Origin of the sequence: Aquimarina megaterium XH134, from assembly GCF_000520975.1 — a bacterium.
GTDB lineage: Bacteria > Bacteroidota > Bacteroidia > Flavobacteriales > Flavobacteriaceae > Aquimarina > Aquimarina megaterium.
The window spans coordinates 92,067-115,151 of sequence record NZ_JACB01000033.1 but is presented as its reverse complement, the minus strand read 5'-3'; the positions used below and the strand labels follow the sequence as shown (position 1 = coordinate 115,151).

The 23,085-nt window shown below is 32.3% G+C and carries 21 protein-coding genes and 2 tRNA genes; 8 read left to right on the top strand and 15 right to left on the bottom strand.

Annotated features, from left to right (window positions below):
• Positions 1-82: 82 nt before the first annotated feature.
• From Z053_RS0117870 to Z053_RS0117825, 10 genes are all read right to left on the bottom strand, one after another.
• Complete coding sequence (locus tag Z053_RS0117870; RefSeq protein ID WP_025666355.1) at positions 83-487, bottom strand: hypothetical protein; 405 nt, start codon at positions 485-487, stop codon at positions 83-85.
• A 102-nt stretch (positions 488-589) separates the two neighbouring features.
• The gene (locus Z053_RS0117865; protein ID WP_035096373.1) at positions 590-1,564 is read right to left on the bottom strand and encodes a leucine-rich repeat domain-containing protein; all 975 of its coding nucleotides are present in this window, start codon (positions 1,562-1,564) and stop codon (positions 590-592) included.
• A 394-nt stretch (positions 1,565-1,958) separates the two neighbouring features.
• Positions 1,959-3,389: an ankyrin repeat domain-containing protein gene (locus tag Z053_RS0117860; protein ID WP_025666353.1), complete on the bottom strand. Its 1,431-nt coding sequence runs from the start codon at positions 3,387-3,389 to the stop codon at positions 1,959-1,961.
• Positions 3,390-3,709: 320 nt separating this feature from the next.
• The gene (locus Z053_RS0117855; protein ID WP_025666352.1) at positions 3,710-3,958 is read right to left on the bottom strand and encodes a GlsB/YeaQ/YmgE family stress response membrane protein; all 249 of its coding nucleotides are present in this window, start codon (positions 3,956-3,958) and stop codon (positions 3,710-3,712) included.
• A gap of 207 nt (positions 3,959-4,165) precedes the next feature.
• A complete protein-coding gene (locus Z053_RS30310) occupies positions 4,166-4,900 on the bottom strand; it encodes a GNAT family N-acetyltransferase (protein WP_025666351.1) in 735 nt (244 codons plus the stop codon).
• Between the two features lie 5 nt (positions 4,901-4,905).
• Positions 4,906-5,319 (bottom strand): nuclear transport factor 2 family protein, encoded by a 414-nt coding sequence (locus tag Z053_RS0117845; RefSeq protein WP_025666350.1) that lies wholly within the window; start codon positions 5,317-5,319, stop codon positions 4,906-4,908.
• 27 nt (positions 5,320-5,346) lie between these two features.
• Positions 5,347-5,877 carry an NADPH-dependent FMN reductase gene (locus tag Z053_RS0117840; RefSeq protein WP_025666349.1) on the bottom strand — a complete coding sequence of 177 codons (531 nt, stop codon included), beginning with the start codon at positions 5,875-5,877 and terminating at the stop codon, positions 5,347-5,349.
• Positions 5,878-5,956: 79 nt separating this feature from the next.
• Complete coding sequence (locus Z053_RS0117835; RefSeq protein WP_025666348.1) at positions 5,957-6,538, bottom strand: Crp/Fnr family transcriptional regulator; 582 nt, start codon at positions 6,536-6,538, stop codon at positions 5,957-5,959.
• 15 nt (positions 6,539-6,553) lie between these two features.
• Positions 6,554-7,117, bottom strand: coding sequence for a GNAT family N-acetyltransferase (locus Z053_RS0117830; protein WP_051476091.1), 564 nt, complete (start codon positions 7,115-7,117; stop codon positions 6,554-6,556).
• Positions 7,118-7,308: 191 nt separating this feature from the next.
• On the bottom strand, positions 7,309-10,605 hold the full coding sequence (locus Z053_RS0117825; protein WP_025666346.1) for a VCBS repeat-containing protein: 3,297 nt from the start codon (positions 10,603-10,605) through the stop codon (positions 7,309-7,311).
• A 235-nt stretch (positions 10,606-10,840) separates the two neighbouring features.
• Here Z053_RS0117825 and Z053_RS0117820 point away from each other — a divergent pair, with 235 nt between their 5' ends.
• Complete coding sequence (locus Z053_RS0117820) at positions 10,841-12,934, top strand: thioredoxin domain-containing protein (protein ID WP_025666345.1); 2,094 nt, start codon at positions 10,841-10,843, stop codon at positions 12,932-12,934.
• 37 nt (positions 12,935-12,971) lie between these two features.
• On the opposite strand, the gene Z053_RS0117815 is transcribed toward Z053_RS0117820, so the two are convergent.
• The 5 genes from Z053_RS0117815 to Z053_RS0117795 all read right to left on the bottom strand — a co-directional run bounded on the left by Z053_RS0117815 (position 12,972) and on the right by Z053_RS0117795 (position 16,208).
• Positions 12,972-13,046, bottom strand: a tRNA-Pro gene (locus Z053_RS0117815).
• Positions 13,047-13,241: 195 nt separating this feature from the next.
• Positions 13,242-13,415: a hypothetical protein gene (locus Z053_RS31600; protein ID WP_160170119.1), complete on the bottom strand. Its 174-nt coding sequence runs from the start codon at positions 13,413-13,415 to the stop codon at positions 13,242-13,244.
• 63 nt (positions 13,416-13,478) lie between these two features.
• The gene (locus Z053_RS31595; protein WP_159025531.1) at positions 13,479-13,625 is read right to left on the bottom strand and encodes a hypothetical protein; all 147 of its coding nucleotides are present in this window, start codon (positions 13,623-13,625) and stop codon (positions 13,479-13,481) included.
• Between the two features lie 256 nt (positions 13,626-13,881).
• Positions 13,882-14,904 (bottom strand): cytochrome d ubiquinol oxidase subunit II, encoded by a 1,023-nt coding sequence (locus Z053_RS0117800; RefSeq protein ID WP_025666343.1) that lies wholly within the window; start codon positions 14,902-14,904, stop codon positions 13,882-13,884.
• Positions 14,905-14,906: 2 nt separating this feature from the next.
• On the bottom strand, positions 14,907-16,208 hold the full coding sequence (locus tag Z053_RS0117795; protein ID WP_025666342.1) for a cytochrome ubiquinol oxidase subunit I: 1,302 nt from the start codon (positions 16,206-16,208) through the stop codon (positions 14,907-14,909).
• A 415-nt stretch (positions 16,209-16,623) separates the two neighbouring features.
• On the opposite strand from Z053_RS0117795, the gene Z053_RS0117790 reads away from it, so the two are divergent.
• The 7 genes from Z053_RS0117790 to Z053_RS0117760 all read left to right on the top strand — a co-directional run bounded on the left by Z053_RS0117790 (position 16,624) and on the right by Z053_RS0117760 (position 23,062).
• Entirely contained in the window at positions 16,624-16,980 is a 357-nt protein-coding gene (locus tag Z053_RS0117790; RefSeq protein ID WP_025666341.1) for a hypothetical protein, read from the top strand.
• A 161-nt stretch (positions 16,981-17,141) separates the two neighbouring features.
• A tRNA-Pro gene (locus Z053_RS0117785) sits at positions 17,142-17,219 on the top strand.
• Positions 17,220-17,462: 243 nt separating this feature from the next.
• Positions 17,463-18,368 (top strand): sterol desaturase family protein, encoded by a 906-nt coding sequence (locus tag Z053_RS0117780; protein ID WP_025666340.1) that lies wholly within the window; start codon positions 17,463-17,465, stop codon positions 18,366-18,368.
• Between the two features lie 393 nt (positions 18,369-18,761).
• Positions 18,762-19,562 carry a DUF2306 domain-containing protein gene (locus Z053_RS0117775; protein ID WP_025666339.1) on the top strand — a complete coding sequence of 267 codons (801 nt, stop codon included), beginning with the start codon at positions 18,762-18,764 and terminating at the stop codon, positions 19,560-19,562.
• 73 nt (positions 19,563-19,635) lie between these two features.
• Positions 19,636-21,309: an AraC family transcriptional regulator gene (locus Z053_RS0117770; protein WP_025666338.1), complete on the top strand. Its 1,674-nt coding sequence runs from the start codon at positions 19,636-19,638 to the stop codon at positions 21,307-21,309.
• A gap of 242 nt (positions 21,310-21,551) precedes the next feature.
• A complete protein-coding gene (locus Z053_RS0117765) occupies positions 21,552-22,316 on the top strand; it encodes a DUF2306 domain-containing protein (protein ID WP_025666337.1) in 765 nt (254 codons plus the stop codon).
• 101 nt (positions 22,317-22,417) lie between these two features.
• Positions 22,418-23,062 carry a hypothetical protein gene (locus Z053_RS0117760; protein ID WP_025666336.1) on the top strand — a complete coding sequence of 215 codons (645 nt, stop codon included), beginning with the start codon at positions 22,418-22,420 and terminating at the stop codon, positions 23,060-23,062.
• Positions 23,063-23,085 lie beyond the last annotated feature (23 nt).

Sequence of the window (23,085 nt, the reverse complement as noted above, 5' to 3'; positions counted from 1 at the left end):
AGATCATTATTATACCAGAATGTGTGTGCGATTTCTCCTATTTATAAGATTATCATTTAACTATTACGCCCTATACTAATTTTTAATTCCAGATAGAATTTCCTGTTCGTAGTTTCCATATCGTATTATTGTCTACGAATTTTAGAGAAGAATCGTTTATGATTTCAAAAATAATATCATTTTGAAATTCTAATATATTTGATGATGAATATATTACTATTTTATTATTTCCGACTTTATAATTTGCAGAATATTTTATGTCAGTAAACAGTATTTCGACATTCTCATTATCGACAAAACTTAATTCCTGATGGCAGTTTATAAAAAAATTGGGGTCAGTTTGCGCATCTATGCATTCTTGTTCGGTTTCAAAAAAAAGATAGTCAAAAGTTTTTCCGACAAATTCTGTGTTTTGAGAATTATCATCGTCATTTGAACAGCTTAAAAGTACTATTCCTAAAATTGACAGTAAAAAATATTTTCCCATTTTCGTTTTTTATATAGATCCCTTTTTAAGAAAAGGTTGCGTTTATATCTAAGGTATACTAATGATCTTCTATATTGCAGGTTAATATCGTATTATAATCATTTATTCATACAAATGGATAACATCAATTTTGACAGATTCTTTTTTCATTGTATTCAAAATTTCCTCGTTGTACTGTGTTCCATCAATATGTACCCAGTCAATTGAATTTGTTTTTTTGAGTATTTCTATCAAGCTGTTAAAATCATTAAACTGCGTATTGAATTGTAGGTTTATCGACAATAACGAAGGCATTTCGGAAACACATAACGGTATTGTCTCAAATTTTGTTGAGTGTAAATCTAATATTCTTAATGACTTTAAGTTACATATATCGTCTGGAAAAAAATGTAAAGTACCTCCACTAATACTTAATTCTTCTAAATTCGTAAGGTTTTTAAAGCCACTGGGTAAAGATTGAAAATAAGGGGACCCAAAACTCAATTTTTTAAGGGAGTGTATCTCAAATATTTCTTTTGGAAATCTGGATGCTTCCCCCCAATTAAACTCTTCAAGTTTACACAAACCGTCTAATGTATCTGGGAAAACTAAATTGTATCTACTAGAAATACTCAAATACTTTAAGCTATTTAATTTATTTAGGTCGTTTGGTAAAGCTTCTAATTTTGAACTATGAATACTTAAACGTTCCAGTTGATGTAGTTGTCCAATTCCAGGAGGTATTGATGTTAATTTATCAGAGGTAATATCGAGTAGTTTTAATTGTTGTATTCTAAATATCCTAACTGGAAAATTAGATCTATCTCCCAAATGCAGATATACATATTGCAGACTTGGGAGTTTAAGGATTACTTCGGGTATTTCTCTGTTAGTTTCAAAGCGAATACTTAGTTCTTTTAGGTTCTTTAGTTTCAAAATTCTATTATCAATACAATCAGAACCATCATCTTTGAAAACCAAACTTAAACTTTCGACTTTCTCGGCATTTTCTATAGCCTTTTCATAGTCTTTATACGTTTGCCCAACAGTTTTACTACTTACCGATAAGAAAAGTAATATAAATAATATTTTGTTCATGTTAAGAAATAAGGTAAAATACAATTGTACATTTATATCAAAAGATTGTTTGTTTAAAATAGAGTTGCCATAATTATTTTTGGATAATGTTTTTAAGTACTTCCATCTACAAATTTCATTCACTTATAAAGATGTAATACAACAATCCAAATAAGCGAGCTTTTTAATCGCATTTATTTGCAGCATTCGAGGGATTAACCTAATTTATCTATAAGCATTTCATCAATACTATAAAATAATCCATCTCGAAAATGACCAAACCATATACGTCCATTCAAACCATTATTTACTGTATTCCGCAAATATCTCTTGTATAGTGTGTTTATGTCGCATATGTAATATAAAAATTGTTGTGTAATCATTTTTATCACAACTATAAGATTATCATAGCAAATTAACCTTTATGATAATCATTCAAAAAATCAACTAATTCATTATGTTCCTTACCTATTGCGATCTCAAGTGGAGTTTCTCCACTGTTATCCGTGATGTCAATATTCGCATTTTTATCGATTAAAATTTTAGCGATCTCTACCCTACCATGCCATGCAGCATAATGTAATGGTGACCAGCCATCTTTACTTTTTTCATTGACAACATCAGGCTTTTTTAGAATTAAATCTTTCACTAACCAGACCAAACCATTCATACAGGCTCCATGAAAAACAGACATGTTCTTATTATTTTTTATCCAGGGATCAGCATCAAACTCGTATAGTAGTTTTGCCATTTCAGAATTTTCTGTAGCATGGAGTAAAGGATGCCAACCTTCATCGTCACATTCATTTATGTCAAGGCCTATTTCGATCATTTTTTTTACAAGATCACAATTCCCTCCTTGTATTGCATTGATTAAGGGAGTATAACCTTGCGAATCCAATATTGTCGTATCGACACCAGCGTCTAAAAATGCTTTGACTATTTCTATATTGGCTTTTCTAATTGCCTGCGGAAATTCCTTTTGAAGGATTTGAGAATCTAAGTTACTTTTCAGTATCAGCTTTACGACGTTTTCCATATCATTAAATATGGCCCAATAAAGTGTAGAATATTTATTCGAAATAAGATTTACATCAGCTCCTTGATGTATTAAATATTCTACCAGACGATCATAATTGCCTATTAATGCTTCTATTAAAGGAGTGTAACCTCGCGAATCTTTAGCGTTAATTTCAAAATTTAATGTAATTAAATTTTTAACAATTTCAAGGTGCCCATGGGATGCAGCTATGTGTAGCAACGTTTGGTTATAGCAGGGGCAAATCATTGAATTGATAACTTGTTCACTGAATGTACTTAATTTTCTGACGTCACCAGATCTAACAGCCTCATAAAGAATAAACTCATCATCAGTTAGTCCTCGGGCTTTATAAATTAATTCTCTTAATTCGGTATTGTTAATACTTGCTGCTATATCGCGAAACCTGGTAATTAAATCTTGATGTGGATCAGAACCACTATTCAGTAATAGTTCTATAATTTCAAAATTATTAGAGTTAACCGCAACGCACAAGGGTGTTTCGTCTTCGTACCCATCTCTAACATCTATTTTAACACCATTATCTAATAATAACCTCACCATAGCTGCGTCCCTTCCATAAACAGCAAAATATAATGCCGTCATACCAGCATAATCCTGATAATTAGGATCAACTCCTTCTGCTAGGAGGGTTTTTGCTATGTCAATATTCCCAGTTCTAGCAGCTTCAAAAAGTGGTGATTGCCAATACTCATCTTTTGGTTTCAATTCAACACCGTTTTCTATTATTTTTATTACTTCTTCAATGTTGTCTTGTGAAATCGCCTGATTTAATTTTTTTAGCATTTCTTAACCCATAATAATTAATGAAATTCATTCAACTGTAATGCTACACAACAATCATATAAAAGCCATGTGTCCTTTATACTTTTGTTTATATGTATATTAAATACTTAATATACTATTTTTAATCTAAAATACTACACCGACCTTAATTTATCCAAAAGCATTGAGTACATTTTACCTATAGTATACCCAATAGTTTATCTTTATTGATCTAAAAGCAAAAAGCTACCTATATTGGTAGCTTTTTGTATGATTATAAGTATCAAAACTTATCTTTTTTCATATTGATGATACACCTATATGATCAAAGTATATATTGATTACCGTTTTTTAAATATTAGATTGAGCAAGAACAGAATGATTATCGCTCCGATAGCCCCGGTAAGTATAGCACCAATCCAGCCGGTGCCCAGGTGAATTCCTAATTTTCCCAAAAGCCAGTATCCTACATAACTCCCGACGATTCCAACTATAATATTTCCGATAAGACCTAAACCACCACCTTTGTAAATGGTACCTCCAAGCCAACCTGCTACTGCTCCAATAATAATGGTTACAATTATTTCCATATTGTTAGTTTTAAATTATTAATAAAGTGTTAATATATTAAAAAAATACGAACTTATTAAGATGTGGTTAACATTTCAACACTATCATATGGTCGACTTTTTCGTATTGATACACTTTGTTCTATGTGCCATTTCATTACCTTTCACACCAAAGATTATCAATAACTTAGGGATGTAAAAACTATTAGCAACACTACAAAACTATAGTTATGCAGATGTATTAACCGTGTAGCTTTTTAGTGTTCCGTCGGTTATAAATCCTATTTTAGAATAAATTCGCTCACCAGGTGTAGATGCTACCAAAAAAACGATATCACTTTGATTTTGGTAAGCCTCAAACAATAGCTTGTTGGTCATAATTTTACCTAATCCCATTCCTCTATATTCTGGTAATGTTCCTATCATATGTATCCCAGAATATCCATTTTTATCATGATATATAATTCCACAACTTACATATTCATCGTTATGTTTACCTAAAAAAAGATGCATGTTTTTTTGGTGTTTAATTAATGAAATTATAGTCTCGGAGAGTATTTGATATCCAAATGAGTTTGATGAAACTCTTGCAAATATTATCGCCTTTTTATCATTATCAACTGGTGTTATCGTTGCAAAATCATCTGCGGGCATCGTAGTTTTAGAGGTCTCTAAAAACATTGCTTTCACCATTGATTGCTGCTCAAAATTGTGCTGTAATAGTCGTTTTTCTATATTTTCGTTTTCAGCTACTCCTAATGATTTTGGTAAAGCCCCATTCTTCATTTGTGCATAAAGTTGCTTCAGGTTTACTATCTCTGGATCTATCCCAAAAACTTTATTGGGCCAGGAGTTTTTTTCGGGTTTGGTATAGACATATCCCTCTTCTCTATTAAAAAAGCCTCCTTGTGTTCCTATATATTCCCAGAACTCGAAAAGATGGTTTATTATGATCTTGTTCATAAAATTTAGTTTTGTGAAGTTTTTACAAAAGCTGCTGAATCTTCATAAAATCTATATTCTTTAATTTTCCCTCCTTCAATTATGCTTACTTGAGCCCAGTCGCTCATGAATAATTTACCCGTTGCTTTTACTTCGTGTGAAAATTTTCCATTTGCAAAAACGACATTTCCTTCGGCGATTATCCTTTCTACATTAAACTCTTTGGTTGTAAAAGAATTAACTATGTTGGCAATAAACTGCTTTGCTTCTTCTTTGGTTCTGTATGTACCATGAAGCTGGTCTTTTTTACGTTCTTCGTCACGTACACTTACGATCAGGCAATTTTCGTGAAACAAATCTAATACTTTATCCATATTACCATTTTGAAAGGCATTAAAATAATCACGTACTATTGCACTACTGTTTTCTGAATTTTTCATGTTTTTTTGTTTTTAAAGAGTGAATATTTATTGCATTAATGTCGTAATCACTTTATCCAGTTTTGCGTTCTCTGAAGGATCCAGGATAGACGAATTACTTACATCAAACTTGTTATTAAAATCTCCCAGAGAATACATACCACATATGTTCCCGCCCCATCTTGGGAAGAGTTTTTCTAAAATCTGAAGATGAGACGCTCCCCCTGTTACTCCAGGAGAAGTGCTCATTAAGACTACAGGTTTGTCTCCAAAAAATCGTTGATCGATTCTCGAAAGCCAATCTATTATGTTTTTAAAAAAGGACGAAGGAAGTCCGTTGTGCTCTGGCGAAGCAATCACAAATCCATCTGCTTCTGTAAAAAGTTGAAAAAGTTCTTTTATAGGTTTCGGAATGCCCTTCTCCTCAATAACCGGGCTATAAATAGGAGTTATATATTCTGATAATTGTATGAGATGTACATCATTACGTTCATCGATTTTATGAATTGCAGCAAGCAATAATTGTTGATTGATCGACCCAGGGTTGTTACTTCCTGAAAAGGCAAGGATTTTTTTCATTTGTACCACTTTTAAAATTATTATGATACAAACTAACTGCTATTTGATATTAAAAATCTTAAGGTATCTTAAGAAACGCTTATGTTGTAGTTTTTTTTCTTAGCGCACTTAAAAACTCGGGAGTCATTCCTAAATATGAGGCAATCATATATTGTGGTACGCGCTGTTCGATATCTCTATATTTTGAACGAAACTCAAAATATCGTTCTTCTGCCGTTTTACTTAAAGTGTTGAGTGTACGATCTTGTACAGCAACGTATGCTTTTTCAAACTTAAACCTAAAAAAACGTTCTATTGCCGGCACCTGATCATATAATTGATTTAATGTATCCCGATGAATTTGAAGCACTACACTGTGTTCTAATGCCTGGATAAATTGTTTGGCCGGAGTTCTGGTAAGGTAACTATACAGATCATTAACCCACCAGCCATCTATTCCGAATTGAATGATATGTTCTCTCGCTTCCTCATCCATATAGTAACTTCTTAGGCATCCCTCTGCAATATATCTCATATGCGAAGAAACCTCCCCTGTATGCAACAGAACTTCTTTCTTTTTTAAAGTTACTACATGAAAACATTCACCAACGCAACGTGCATCGTGATCTGTGAGAACAATACGCTCTCTAAAATGTTGTATTAATGTATCAATTGGATCCATGTTTGTACTATAGATTTACAACACCGATTTTTTCATATCAAAAGCGAGCCCAATATAAGTATTGTTATTAAACTCGAATTCGTCTATTATTTTCCAACCTAATTTCTTAGTATGTGCTTTTTCAGAAATAACATTTACTTTATTTATAAATGTTATACTAATCGGGTATTTTTTCACAAATTCGACTCTCATTTCTTCAAAAATCAAATTTAGCAGTCCTTTGCCTCTATACTCCTTATCAATACAAACCGGCCCATATTGAAAACTGTTTTCTGTTGAAATCTGATACCCATCAAATGATAATTTCGGAAAACGAGAGATCATCACATTAAAAATCTCCCACTGCTCAAAATATTCCCAATTTCCTGCAAAAGCATATGCTACAATCACATTATCATCATTTTCTGCAATGAAAATTCCGTTTTGTTTTATGATTTCTTCAATTTGATTAGTGGTAAATGGGGTAGTTACAAAACCTGTTTCTCGTTCTTTTTCGTTTAAATTGCTAAACAAGTTCTTTTCCTGAAGGGAAAGAATTCCTTTGATATCGGTTACTGTCCCCATACGTGTTCTCATCATTTCTATGCTATTTTATAAAAAATACTACATCATTATTTAGGTATGCTTACTTTGGTAAGTATATTTCTTATCCAGATAACTAAGGTAGGTAATCGTTTTATGTTTGTGAAGTAAAATGAATCCAGATTTGCATGCCAAATCGCTCCATCAAATTTTGTGGATATGTTAAGTGTTTTATATGATATCAGAGTTTAAAAATCTATCGGTACTAATTTTAACCCTGTATTTTTACATTGCATAAGGATGTATTTTTTGTCACCGATCGTGATATGTTCTGCAGCTTTTATTTCTAGCCCGTGTAGTGCCGGTAATGTTGCAGAAAAACTTAGAGTTTTTTCCTGGTTTCTATGCAAGAAATATCCTTTATTAGCATCATAACGTATCGTTTCTACTTCTGCTTCGTATAAAGAACCTACTCCAAAAATGTCATTTACTCCGTCCTTATTAAAATCTTCGACAATAAAATCTGTAGTTGGGCCAAATTGAGCTTGTACTGGTAATGATGTTATGTTAAAATCACCTTGTCCATCATTAATCAAGATAACAGTATTAAACTCCTTAGCCATGTAATGAGTTGCTTCTTTCAAGTCCTTATCTCCATAAATATCAGACAATGATGCGTTTGCAAACTCCCCATAGGTTTTAAACTTATTCTTTAGCATGGGTAATTGCTCAGAGGAGCATTGTTTCCCTCTCACGGGCAATAGCAATCCTGTTTTGGATTCTTTACTCAATATAATATCCAGACTTTGGTTTTGATCAAAATCTTTGGTGTAAATGTGCAGTGGTTTGTCTTTTGTAGGATGAAACTTAGTATTCTGACCCATATTTCCTATCAAATAATCTACATCCCCATCACTATCGATATCTGTAGGATGTATCGTAAAATACCATCCAGAAGTATGCTGTAATGCGTCTATATCTTTTTTAATCAATATTCCTTTATCATTATCAAAAATGGTAATTGGCATCCACTCTCCTATTACCAAAAGGTCTTCGTCTCCATCCTTATCATAATCAGAAAAAACAGCGTCATTTACCATGTTTAGCCGTTCCTGTCCTTTGATCATTTGGTGGGTCACCTTCACAAAATTCCTGCGATCATTTCTTAATATATATGAAGGTGATGACATTGGGTATTTACCCGGGATTACTCCTCCACCAATAAAAAGGTCGAGATCGCCATCCTGATCAATATCGGATACCGCTATGGCAGAAGATATTGACTTGATCTTAGGAAAGGTAGTATCTCTGGTAAAATTACCGTTTCCATCATTTGTATATACTCTATCGATAAGCCAATCGCTATTTTCCTGATCTTCATAACTTCCGCTTGCTACATATAAATCCTGATCTCCATCATTATCTATATCAAAAAATAATGCCTTATTGTCTTCAAATTCTTTATCATTCTGAAAAACAGAAATACTAGAAGCTCTAAAAGTTCCATCTTCTTTCTGAATATACATAGCAGCAGGGGCTCCCTTGGCATTTCCTACAAAGAAATCCTCTTTTCCATCGTTATTTACATCACCAACAGTAAGGGCTCTTCCTTTTTCGCTTTGTTTTTGCGGTAATAATAGCTGAAGTTTGTAATCATCAAAATTGCGCTCGGTATTTTTATACTGAATCCCAAATTGAGAAGCATCAATGACAGCCAAGGCATGTGTCGGTTGCTTTTTAGATTTCTCTACAGTTAACGCTGTATCTTTTTGATTGATCTCGAGCAATTGATTGCCATTTATATTTTGAAGTGTAGTAGACATTCCTTGTGGCCATTGTACCTTTATGCTATCTACTATGGTTATATCTCCTAATCCAAAATGTATTCGCTGGCTTACAGAGGATTGAAATCCCCTCACAGGATAGTGTATTTTTGATTGTTGCTGATCTTTGGCATAGATATTAACTTTTGCACCAATGCCATTGGGGTTTTTATCACTGCCAGAAAGTGCAACCGATATATAATTATTATCCTGATTGTTTTTATAGATACTAGCAGTTTCCATCTGATTGTTAAGGATGAGATCGAGATCTCCATCATTATCAAGATCAGCATAGGCAACTCCGTTAGAATTCACTTTTTCCTGTAACCCCCATTCTTTGGTAACGGGTAAAAACGTTAAATCTTTATTATTAAGAAACATTTTGTTACTTAATTTGGTAGAAGGCATCATACCAATTGCTTCATCTAATGTTACTTTTTTTCGATTACGAATATTAGTCTTCATTCGATGTCTAAAATCCTGGTTAGACAAATCATGAAGGATCCCATTAGTTACAAAAAGGTCATTAAATCCATCATTGTCAAAATCTGCCAATACTGGAGCCCAGCTCCAATCTGTATTCGAAATCCCAGACAACTGCCCTATTTCACTAAATATGCCATTTCCCAGGTTGATTTGCAATGCATTAGACATATATTGATGATGATACCCTGCATTAACCAACTCATTGAAATTTTCGGTGCTCATCGATGCCATATTTTCTTTCCCCCTTTTATGGTCATCAGACAACATATCTAAAACCACCAGATCTGGTTTTAGATCATTATTAATATCAGCAAAATCAGACCCCATGCTATTTGCAGTGATATGATCAAACGTACTAAGGATGGTATTGGTAAATGTGCCATCGTGGTTATTGATGTAAAGAAAATCAGATTCTAAAAAATCATTGGCTACATAAACATCTGGCCAGTCGTCTTCATTAAAATCACCAATAGATGCGCTAAGCCCCCAGGCTTTATTTAACAATCCTGATTTTTGAGTAATATCTGTAAATTTTCCGTTGTTATTTTCAAATAACTGATCGCTACTTTCGGGATGATAGTTAAATTGAATTCTAGGGTCTATCGTTACATTATTATTAAAATCTGGCCTATGATTTAACAAGTATATATCTAAGTCTCCATCTTTATCAAAATCCAAATAATAAGCCTGAGTCGAAAAAGCACTGGAAGCCAAACCATATTGATCGGCCTGCTCTATAAAAGTTCCATTTTTCTGGTTGATATAAAGTTTGTTCTTTCTCTTTTCTTTATGCTGCAATGCGCCCGATTTACATACATAAATATCTAACCAGCCATCAGCATTAATATCTATCATAGAAACGCCGGTAGACCAACCTTCTTGATCGGTAACTCCTGCATTCTTTGTGATATCATCAAAGACAAAATCACCTGTATTAAGGTAAAGTTTATTAGTTCCCTGATTAGAACTAAAATATATATCTTCTAATCCATCATTATTGATATCACCAACAGCTACTCCACCACCATTATAGATATATGAATAATTAAGAAAATTAAAATATAATGTTTCTTCGATCTTATTCTTAAAATCTATAGTACTATGAGTTTCTGAAACTTTTTCAAATAGTGTTGTCCTTTGTTTCTTTTCTACAGTAGTGTTATTTTTTTTCTGATCTTTTGAACAACCAGAAAAAATCAAAATGAGTAGTAAGAGGTAAACCGTATTCTGCATCATATTCTAAAAATTAGACCTTCCTTTTTTGAGGAAATTTGAAAATAAGGAACATTTCTTTTTATTGTAAACTTATCCTCTAAACAGCATGTTTTTATAGACAAACAACTTCTAATAATTTATTAAAGGGTAGCCTTACACTATGCATTTCTTAATATAAACAAACCTCTGAGCATCGTATTTAGGGATATTATACAAATTATTGTACTTTGGTCTAAATATACCTTTTTGTAACGAAATGCTAAATACTTCTCGAATTCTAAAATTTACTTTTTTCACTTTATTACTATTTGTTTTTGGTTGTAAGGATACTCCATCAAAAAGTAACCATGCGTATACTAATAGTTTAATTAATGAAACAAGTCCTTATTTATTGCAACATGCACATAATCCTGTAGATTGGCAACCCTGGAGTGATAGTGCTCTTGAAGAAGCTGTAAAAACCAATAAATTATTGATTGTAAGTATTGGGTATTCTTCTTGCCATTGGTGTCATGTCATGGAAAAAGAAACATTTGCAGATGAAAATATCGCTCGGATAATGAATGAGCGTTTTATAAATATTAAAGTAGATAGAGAAGAACGTCCGGATCTGGATCATGTTTATATGACTGCTGTACAATTAATGCAAGGTAATGGTGGATGGCCTCTTAATGTTATTCTTCTTCCGAATGGGAAACCAGTATATGGTGGTACTTACCATACTAATGAACAATGGAAAGAAGTGCTGGATAAAATCACTGATTTATATCAAACTGATCCTCAAAAACTAACAGATTATGCCGATAAAATTTCGTCGGGCATACATGCTACCAATGTAATAGAACCCAAAAATGATAATACCCATTTAACCAAAGATGCTCTTGATCTAAGCGTGAACAATTGGCAAAAAAATTGGGACTCTAAATGGGGAGGAGATCTCGGAAATCAAAAATTTATCAAACCACATAGTTTGGAGTTTCTTATGGATTATGCCAAACTAACACATAATGACACGGTTAAAAGACATGTTGAAAATACTTTAGACAACATCGCTTCTGGTGGCATTTATGATCATGTTGGCGGAGGTTTTTTTAGATATAGTACCGATCCCTATTGGAAAGTTCCTCATTTTGAAAAAATGCTCTACACCAATGCACAACTAATTAGCCTCTATTCTAAAGCATATAAGGTTTATAAAAAAGTACAGTATAAAACCATTGTAGAAGAGACTATTGCCTTTTTAGAACGTGAAATGAAAAGTCAAAATGGAGGATATCACTCGGCGATAGATGCTGATAGCGAAGGAAAAGAAGGGGGTTATTATCAATGGAAAGAAGAAGAGTTACAACATATTTTAAAAGAAGAGTATTCTCTTTTTTCTACATATTATGATTTAGGAACTTCTGAAGGTTCGGAAAAAGAAGCTTCTTTTAGTATACAACAATCTTCTAATGATAGTATATTCGGTGCTCAAAATAATATCTTACCAGAGAAGTTAGTACTCCTAAAAGCTAAATGGCAAGAATTGCTCTTTAATGAAAGACAAAAAAGAGTATCCCCTGCTATTGATGATAAAGTGATTACTTCATGGAATGCCCTACTGATTAATGGATTTATTGATGCATACAAAGCTTTTGGGAATAAAGAATACCTTACCAAAGCTATCGCACTTTACAATGTTATTGATACCAATAATACCAACAACAATTTTCTGGTTCATACTTATAAAAAAGGTGATAAGCAGCAAGAAGGTTTTATAGAAGATTATGCTTTACTTATTGATGCTACCATCAATTTATATAGTGTGACCCTGGAAACAAAATACCTGGATCGTGCAAATGCTCTGCATACTATCGCTACAACACATTATACAGATTCGGCGACTAAGATGTATAAGTATACCAAAGAAAGTAAATTGATCTCTACATTAATTAAAGTTGATGATGGAGTAATACCATCACCAAATGCTGTTATGGGGCATAATCTAAAAAAACTTGGTATTCTCAACTATGATAACCAACTTACAGAAAAATCGAAGCAAATGTTATCTTCTATGGCAGATTATTTAACCGATAACGCAAAAGATTTTTCTAAATGGAGCGCTTTACAGCTTCACACTGTTTATCCTTTTTATGAGATCGTAATCGTAGGAGAAAAAGCAGATTCTATAGCAGATACTTTTAATTCATATTACATCCCAAATGCTATTGTTGTGGGAAGTACCCAAGAAAGTACATTGCCTGTATTTAAAAACAAATACATAGAAGATGCAACTTTTATATATGTCTGCCAACAAGGAGCATGTAAACTTCCTGTTCAGAGTATAGAGCAGGCTCTCAAACAATTATAAAATAAAAAGAGATCCTTTATCAGAACCTCTTTTGGTGTCGGGATGACAGGATTTGAACCTGCGACCACACGGCCCCCAGCCGTGTACGCTAACCGGACTGCGCCACATCCCGAAAAATTAAGAGTGCAAATATAACTTTTTATTCTAATTTTTGGGAATCGATTATAAACTAAAATGCAAAACTTTTTAAGATGATTTCACTTTATTCCCAAACATATTTAATCTCATACTTAAACTCTTTTTAAAGGGAAATTTGTGACAAAAAAATAAAAAAGGCTATCAAGTTATTTTGATAGCCTTTGTGAAATTATTTTATTTCAATGAGATCCAGACAGACAAGTTTTGCCGTACACGCTTTCATATCAATATGCCAGTTACATCCTGGTGGCGGTGGTGCTAATGGAAATATACAGTCATCAATATCACCAATTGGAATTCTTGCTGCTCCTCCTTTTATTTCCTTTTGTTGAGTCTTACTCAAAGGCTTTCCTAATTTTTGTAAATCTTTCATCGTCTAAAATTTTAGATCCAAGTATACACAATACTAGTTGTGTATATCATCGGTAGTTCCTGTTAACGTTCCTAATTTCTTAATCGCTTCCATTTGTCTTGCTATCTCAGCCAAAGCTGCAGCTAAACCGTCTATTCCTCCATTAGTTTCTCTTAATTCCTTACCTGTTAAATTTCTCATTTTTTGATCGAATTTTAATTAAACATTATTTTTTTGAGTTGCTTCCTATTTGAAAACTTTGGTAAAACTAATGTGTGATGATCTCAAATTATGAGACGCCAAAAAATAATTCCTAAAAAGTTAAAATTCATGAACCTATTTTAAGTTTATTATATCAGGAAACACCTATGTTTTAGGATAAAAATTTGGTATAGAAATACAAAAAGTAATTTAGATAGAATACTTTTTTTAAAAATTGTCGGGTGAGATATACGTATTAATCTCTTTCTAGAATTTTGATCATTTTAAATGATTTTAACAAATGAAATAATCCTGGTAAAATGACTGCCCCACCAATGATAAGAGATATCCCTAAGACATTAATAACACTATCAGGAGCTATGTTTTCTATTAAACTAACGCTTCCTGTTTGGGTAATTATTATATCTGGATAATGAGAAATTAAAACTGCCGATAAAATTAAAAACACCTGCAATCCTGCAAAAAACCTACTCCATACTGTATTCCCTTTTTTGATAGTTTTCCATAACGGAAATAACAGAAATGCAGAAAATACAACAGAAATTATTGTAATAGGGTTTTTCATAAATTCCTGTACAAATACATTCTCGACAATGTATCCATACCCAAAGGTTAACAGCCCTACAACAAAAACAACAATTGTAGCAATAGCCGATTTTCTAATATAGATATTTTCATTTCCTTCTTTTGACTCCCCTATTAGCAGTACTGAAGATAAAAATGCACAAAGTGCTGCAAAAAATAATCCGACCAATATGCTAAATACATTAAACCAAGGCTTTACAAATGCTTCATAAAATGTTAAAGAACTAATATCATCTACTATACGTATTTCGCCACTAATCAATGCCCCGAATACCATTCCTAAAAATATGGGGGTTATCAGACTAGAGATTTTAAACATATTATCATATAACTTCTGAGAATTATCAATAATAGCATCATAATGCCTAAATACAAAAGCTACCCCTCTAAGGGTAACTCCTAATAATATTATGGTAAGTGGGATATGCAAACTCACTACCATGATATTATAATACACAGGAAATGCTATCCATAGAATCACAATCAAAATAATAATCCAAATATGGTTAGCCTCCCAAACGGGTCCCATGACACGATAAATAGTTTTTTTGGTAATCTTCTGATTTTCTTCTGATGAAAAAAGCTCTACTATCCCAGCTCCATAATCTGCGCCACCCAAAACTACATAGAGATACAGGGAAAAAATCAAAAAGAATAATACAACATACAGCATATTTAGTGATTTGAATTATTTAAAACTTTTATTTGTCTTAGCATCAACCAGGTTACAGCAATCGATAAGGTTAGATATACAACAATATAGGTATAGAAGCTAAACACAATACCTGGCATAGGAGTTACTGCATCTTTAGTTTTCATAATATTATGAATTATCCAGGGTTGTCTTCCTACTTCTGTAACGATCCATCCTGCTTCTAATGCAATAAATCCCATTGGGGCCAATAACACAAATAGTAACCAATACTTATGATTAGCAAACCATTTTTTCTTTTTTAATGATATAAAATATAGAATTCCTGCAAAAAGTAAAAGGGTGCCAATTCCTACCATGATCTGAAATGCATAATGCACCATAGGTACATTAGGCCATTCATCCTTGGGAAAATCATTTAACCCTTTAACTTCGGCATCAAAATCTGAAAAAGCGAGAAATGATAACATTCCCGGAATTGCTATTTTATAGTTCACTTCTTGTTTTTCTGCATCTACTATTCCACCGATATATAAAGGAGCGCCTTTTTCGGTATTATAGTGTGCTTCCATCGCTGCAAGCTTTACAGGTTGCCGTTCTGCAATATCTTTAGCCGAAATGTCACCACTAATCGGCTGTAATATTGCTGCTATTGCTCCAAATGTTATTGCTATCTTAAATGCTTTTTTATGTAATTCTACTTTTCTTTTTCGATATACCTGATATGCATGAACCCCTGCAACGGCAAAACCAGTAGCTGTAAAAGCAGCCAATGTCATATGCAAAGCTTGTGTAAACCAGGCAGGGTTTAACATCGCCTGAACCGGGTCTATATTTAGGAATTTTCCATCTATATATTCAAATCCTGTTGGAGCATTCATCCATCCATTAGCAGCAACTACCAAAATTCCTGATGCTACTCCAGATAAACCAATAATAACTCCGGTTATCCAATGAAATCTCTCTGGTAGTTTACCCCATCCATACAAATAAAAACCTAAGGCTATGGCTTCTACAAAAAAGGCTGCTCCTTCTAATGAAAAAGGCATCCCGATAATGGGGCCGGCATGTTTCATAAACTCGGGCCAAAGTAATCCCAGTTCAAAAGATAATGCTGTGCCCGAAACAGCACCCGTAACAAAAAATATTGCTACTCCTTTTTGCCACGATTTGGTTAAGGTCAAATATACCTGATCCCTTGTTTTAAGCCACTTATAGTGAGACACCACCATAAAAAAAGGCATAACCATACCAATACAAGCAAAAACAATATGAAATATTAGAGTAAATGCCATTTGGAGTCTTGCCGCATCAAGATTTTCCATAAGATCTGTTTTTTTTAAATCTTCAGTTTTACAAAGATACTTTTCAGCATAATAATAGTCAGTAACACGAGTTACAAACATGAAAAAAAAGACTGTTTTCCCAGAAGCTTCTTTTGGTCTATAAAGATACGACCTAGCTCTGGTTTAATCATTAAACAAAACCCTTATTTTTTTTATAAAACTAAAAAAATCATGCTTATAAAAAGCATCCTAACACCAACACATGTATACTCTGTTTTTTCTAAGTAATTTGATACATAATCACCATTTCTAATTCGATTACATCATAAATGTGCTTCCCGGGAAAAATTGACAAGAGTTAAGGGAAAAACTACATTTTTAGAAAGCAAGTATCATCGCATCTTTACATCATCAAATACAAAACAATAGTTAACTCTAAAAAAATAAAACAAACATGGAAAATACAATTGAAAAAAACCTTAAACACGTTCACGAATTATTGTCGAAAGGAGCTTTTATTGAAGCTATGGACACTTACTTACATGATGATGTAGAACTAAAAGAAGCCAATGATGCTCCCAAAAAAGGAAAAGCGTTTAATCTTAAGTTTGAGCAGGATTTTATAGATAATCAGCTTTCAGAATTTATTAGGTATGATGTTAACAATTATGCCATTAATGGAAATCACTCTTTTTATGACGCTGTAATGGAATTAAAACTAAAAGATGGAAGCACTATGCTTTCTGAACAGACTGTTGTTACTGAGTGGAAAGATGGAAAAATTTACAGAGAACGATATTATCACGCATAATACCCCATACCTATGTAAAACCCTTTTTGTGCCAAGGCATAAGAAGGGTTTTTTCTCATTTTTAAAACAAGGAATAAAAAATTCTTTACTTTATACTATAATTTGGTTTTATTTTAAATGATTTGTCTATATTTGCACCCTCAAAAGGGAAATATACACCTCGGGGTGTAGCGTAGCCCGGTTATCGCGCCGCGTTTGGGACGCGGAGGTCGCAGGTTCGAATCCTGCCACCCCGACCAAAAAAATCCAATCACAATAGTGATTGGATTTTTTATTTGTTAGAACTTAGAAGTGTAGTTTTTTAACAGACCCAAAATCAGGATTAATAAGATTAATCTCGCCATAGCAATGCTATTGAAAACACATTAAAAGAATACTGTTTTCCCCCTAAAACAAAAGGTAAAATTTAACCGCGATACTATCCAAAATTAGTAATTTTATCTACGAGATTATCACACCATTTTTAATACAAAAAAATCATTATGGACTTAACATCATTGGTAGGTAAACTTGAGATGTCCTATATGCCTGTTCTTTTTATCATAATTATTATAGACTTCCTTTTTTTACTTTTTAAAGGTCTAGCTAAAAGAAAAAAAGAAAGTGCGATGAATGTAGCAAACTACTTATTGGGAGTGATTCCTTATTTTGCCATTTTTTTTGTGCTTCAGTTCAAAGTCATCTTCTGGGTTTATGAAAATCTTCGGATTTGGGAATTACCTAATACCTGGTATGTATTCATCTTAGCATTTGTCGTTTACGATTTATCTTGGTGGTTTATACATTATCTAGGACATAATGTAAGGTTTTTTTGGTGCATTCATGGAGTTCATCATACTCCCGAAGATATGAATATGAGTGTATCAATTAGAGGATCTTTTTTTGATTTTATTTCTTCTCCGCACATTATTATCTGGTTACCAATTTTTGGTTTTCATCCTTTATTAATTTATATCGTTGACATGATTGCAAGGATATACGGAGTATTTACACATGCTAATGATAAATACTTCAAGCATACTCCACTGATGGATAAAATATTTATTACTCCACATTTACATAGAGTGCATCATTCTAGAAATCACTTATACCTGGATACTAATTATTCTAACATGTTTTCTTTTTGGGATAGATTATTTAGGACCTATCAAGAAGAAATCCCACAAGAAAAACCTGTATATGGTGTTATGGACAGAGATATTGACAGTCAAAATCTAGTATCAACGCAGTTAAAAATGTGGGTTGATTTATATAATGATATGAGATCTGCTCCTAACTGGCTAGATAAGATCAAATATCTATACAAACCACCAGGGTGGAACCATCTTGACACCGGAGAAATGGCAGTAGATTTGAGAAAAGAAGCTATAAAAAAACACAAAATTTAACATTCTCGTAGTTATTGAAATTTACTTTCCATAATTGATGTAATTATTATTGTAGCTGATGAAAACGCAGATTACTATGATTGAGAGATGTATAGTGGAAATAAAATAAACATTGATTCGTAGTTATAGATATACAAAAGACATTAAGGGTATCACAGGGTAAAGTGAACCTTATGGACATTAAAACTTCTTTGGTAAAGACTCCTATTAATTTACCACTATCAAATAATTCGTTGAATACAATTTGCCAGACTCGGATCCCTGTAAACGCTATCACCAAGAGAGTTATATAGTAATTTCTTTCAATTTATAAATCAGGAGATTTAATAGATCTATTCTGTAGTAGCATTTAAAATCATTCATTATTTATGCAACATTCCTAAATGTTATATAATGATTTTTTTCTCTAATTTAAAGTACAGCACAACCATTTGGTTTATAGTAATGCTCGTTGGGCAATGGATTTTTGCGGCTTATGTGGCTATTTATCATGGGTATAAAATTTTGGCAAGTGGTATGGGATCTATGGGAGGTAAACATATGCCTAATGGGTATATAGATGGTGATTTTACAGGTAATGTAATATTAGCATCACATCTTATTATCCCGATTTTCGTTATTGTTGCTGGTCCATTACAATTGATTCCTAAAATCCAGAGGGATTATAGAAGATTTCACAAATGGATCGGTCGTATTTATTTACCGCTAATCTTTATTTTAAGTTTAGGAGGAGTATATTTAACCTGGTCTCGCCCACGCCCCTCTTTCGGAAGTATTTATCAAGATATTGCTATTACCATTGAAGGAATTCTTATTGTCTTTTTTGCTATACAAACCTTACGTTTTGCTTTACAAAGAAAAATAAAACCGCATCGCCAATGGGCATTACGCTTATTTATTGTGGCAAGTGGTGTTTGGTTTCTACGCATTGGGTATAGAACCTGGTTTTTTATAGAAGACTTATTTGGTTTTCAAGTTGATAATTTTTTCGATTATTGGTCTTTTGCTTCTTACCTAATTCCATTAGCTATTTTAGAGTTCTATTTACAAGTGAAGAAAGGTAAAAATCATAAGTCAGAAAAAAGGTTATCTATACTTTTGTTTGCTGTTACCCTATATATGATGATTGGTATTTTTTTAGCTGCTAAAGGAATGTGGCTACCTAGAGTATTGAGTGTAGTAAATACTGAATAGAGAAAAAGGAATAAGAATTTAAGTACTGCTTTTAATTCCAATTTTGTACATTAAGAAAGTCATCCAATTTTTTATGAAAAAACATGTTCTAATCACTTATATAATTGTATGTTGTATTAGCTTTAGCAGTATCGCTCAACAAGAAAAGAAGATCGATTCTTTGTTAAATCTTTTTGAGAAAAACTGGACAAAAGACGCAGATTCAGCCTATTTTTTTGCTAATAAAGCCTATCATATTTCCAATTCAATAAACAATAATAGATTAGTAGTTAAGGCTCGTGTCGCTATGGCATCTGCAAAATTAGTGCAAGGTGAATATACGGCTTCCGAAAGATTACTAAACCTCAACCTTCTAGATAGTATTTCTTTAGGCGATAAAACGTTAGGTAATACACTTAAATATTTGGGTTACACACTATTTAATAAGAAAAACTACATTAAGTCAAGTCAAGCTTTTCTGAAATCAATCTCATATTTCAAAAAAATTGAGGATAGTGTTAGTTTAGGAAGAGTATACAACGGGTTAGGAATGATTCAATTTACATTAAAAAGAGAATCACAGGCGATGGAAAATTACCAAAAAGCATTGCAATACAACTATAGTGATAAGGTCTATAAGGATGTCTGTACATATATTAGTACCCAAATGAATATGGCTGAATTGAGTTCTAAACGTGATCAGGCATATGATATCTTTATGAATGCCATAGATTTGGCTTCAAAAAATGAAGCTGATTTTTTTATTCCAACTATTTATCAACAGTTGAGTTATTTATACACGCGAAAAAATGATTATAAAAACGCAATAAAATATGCAGAAAAAGCTCTTTTTGAAGCTCGAAAAATGAATCTTGGTGGCAAGGAGCAATTAATCTACAGAGACATAGGAACAGCATATTTTCAAAATAATCAATATTATGATGCAATAGAAAGCTATCTTAAAGCATTACCCAACTCAAGGATGGAAGTCCTGGATACCATTTATAAAAGGTTATCTATGTCGTATTACAGACTGAATGATAATAAAAATGGTGAATTTTATTTTGACAAGTTTTTAAGGCACTCAGATTCTACTCATCAATTACAGGACAAGAAAACAGTAGCTGAAATTGTTGAAAAATACGAATCTAATAAAAAGGATCTGGAGATTAAACTACTACAGCAGGAAAATGAAAGTGTGACACTAATGAATAAACGGCAAAAAAATCAATTGTTATTGGCAATTTTTCTGGTTGCATTACTGTTGCTTATTTCATTTGCTATTTGGCAATTTTATAAACGAGAAAAAGAACAAAATGAAATACTATTCATCAAAAATCAGGAACTCATCCGTTCTAAGGTAAAATCTAAAGAATCAACAAACAAAAATAATATCCCAGAACAAGAAGTGAATATAGAACTGGTTCAACTACTTGAAGGTACAATGAATTCTGAGTTATTTTTAGACAAGGGACTTACCCTCTCTAAACTGGCTGATATATTAAATACCAATACTACTTACCTTTCTAATACAATCAATAGTCATTACCAAAAGAAGTTTACCGATTTTATCAATGAACAAAGGGTAAACTATGTATTAGCAAGGATTGAAAAAGATAAAGAATTTTGTAATTATACTATAGCACACATTGCCGATATATCTGGGTTTAATTCTTCTTCGGCCTTTTATAATGCATTTAAGAAATATACCGGATTAACACCTTCGTACTATATTAAGGAGAAGCTAAATGAAAATAAGGCTGCTTGATTAATGAATTAGTGTAAACTGATGTTTATAAAAATTACTACTATAAGTTATTGGTCTTCCTTCCTATTTATCTCATTAATTTCTTTTTTCTCTAAATACATCATTTTTTATTTCTTGATTTATAAATCAGTATACCTTCTATAATAGAATTGAGATTTTTTAAATAGGTAGATATTAGCTTTGTAGTCATACTGCCTATTTGATTAGAAATACTGGTCTTCAAGGTGTTTTAAAGAAAAAGTGTGATTAAAAAAGCGATTTCAGTTTGGTTTTTAACGACATTATTAGGGCAATGGGTATTTATAATTTACCTTTTGTTTTATTATATTTTTCCAGCTATTCAAAAAGGTTTAGTAGCATGGAGTGGAAACCAACTCGTTACAGGCTACGTGGTTAATGACTCTGTAGGGAATTATGCTGTAGCCACTCATATTTTTATTTCTGTACTTATTTTAGGGTTCGGACCACTTCAATTAGTTCCAAAAATACGTAATCAATTTCCTGTTTTTCATCGTTGGGCAGGAAGGATTTATTTATTTGCTGTTGTTATTACAAGTTTTGCTGGATTGTATATGGTTTGGGCACGTGGTAACCCACAAGCTGGTTTAATCGAACATATTGGCACTACATTAGGAGGTGTTTTGATAATTATTTTTTCAATCTTAACATATCATTATATTCGTGTAAATCAAATCATTACCCATTCTCGCTGGGCATTACGTTTATTTATGGTGGCTAGTGGCGTTTGGTATATTAGATTGGGTTATGGTTGGTTTTATTTTTTTGATTTCCCAAATAACTTGGTTAAGACGTTTTCAATATTTATTTCTTATGCAAATTATTTGGTTCCCCTTGTCTTTTTGGAATACTATTTTTTTACTTGCCGTAAAACACAAAAACTGCTCAAATATTCTATTTCGCTATTGATTTTTCTTTTCGCAATCTTCACTATGCTTGGGACCATATTCGCAACCAAATATATATGGTTACCAAAGTTTAATTTTTAAATGAGATATCGTGAAAAACTTTGATAATCTAAAAAAAGTAAATATTGCCCTCACAAATTCGAGAGGTATATCGAATAACAACTAACAAATTTAATTTATAAATGGAAAAAGGATATAAAAATTTAGGAATGCTATTACTTGTATTAGTTCCAATTACAATTATTGGTTTTTTAAAAACATATTTAAGTCAATTTCCAAATTTTGAAAAAGATCCAGGTATAACAATTCATTTTCATTTCGTAGTGTCTGCTCTATGGATTATTTTATTTATCGCTCAACCCATGCTAATTAAAGCCAAAAAATACTATTACCATCGTTTATTAGGTAAGTTTTCTTATGTTCTTTTTATATTAATACTTATTTCATTTATACCTATATTTCTTAAACAAATTCAATATAACTACTTACCCTTAACCATACTTACCACATCAGATATTATTTCTGTAATTCTATTTTATGCATTAGCTATTTATTATAAACAAAAAGTGCAACTTCATATGCGCTATATGATAGTACTTACATTAGTATTTATTTTTCCTGCAATAGGAAGGATATTTATACATTGGTTAGATTTCTCGTTTATGCAAAATATGAGTGCTGGTTTTGTGTTAAAAAGTATTTTATTATTAGGTTTGATTACAAAAGATAAAAGAAATAGTAAGAACTATATACCATACGTGATAGGAATCCTATTTTTTACGATCAGGCAGGCAGCAATACTCCTGGCATTCTATAAAATAATTTAATAATCAATCTGCAACTAATAAAA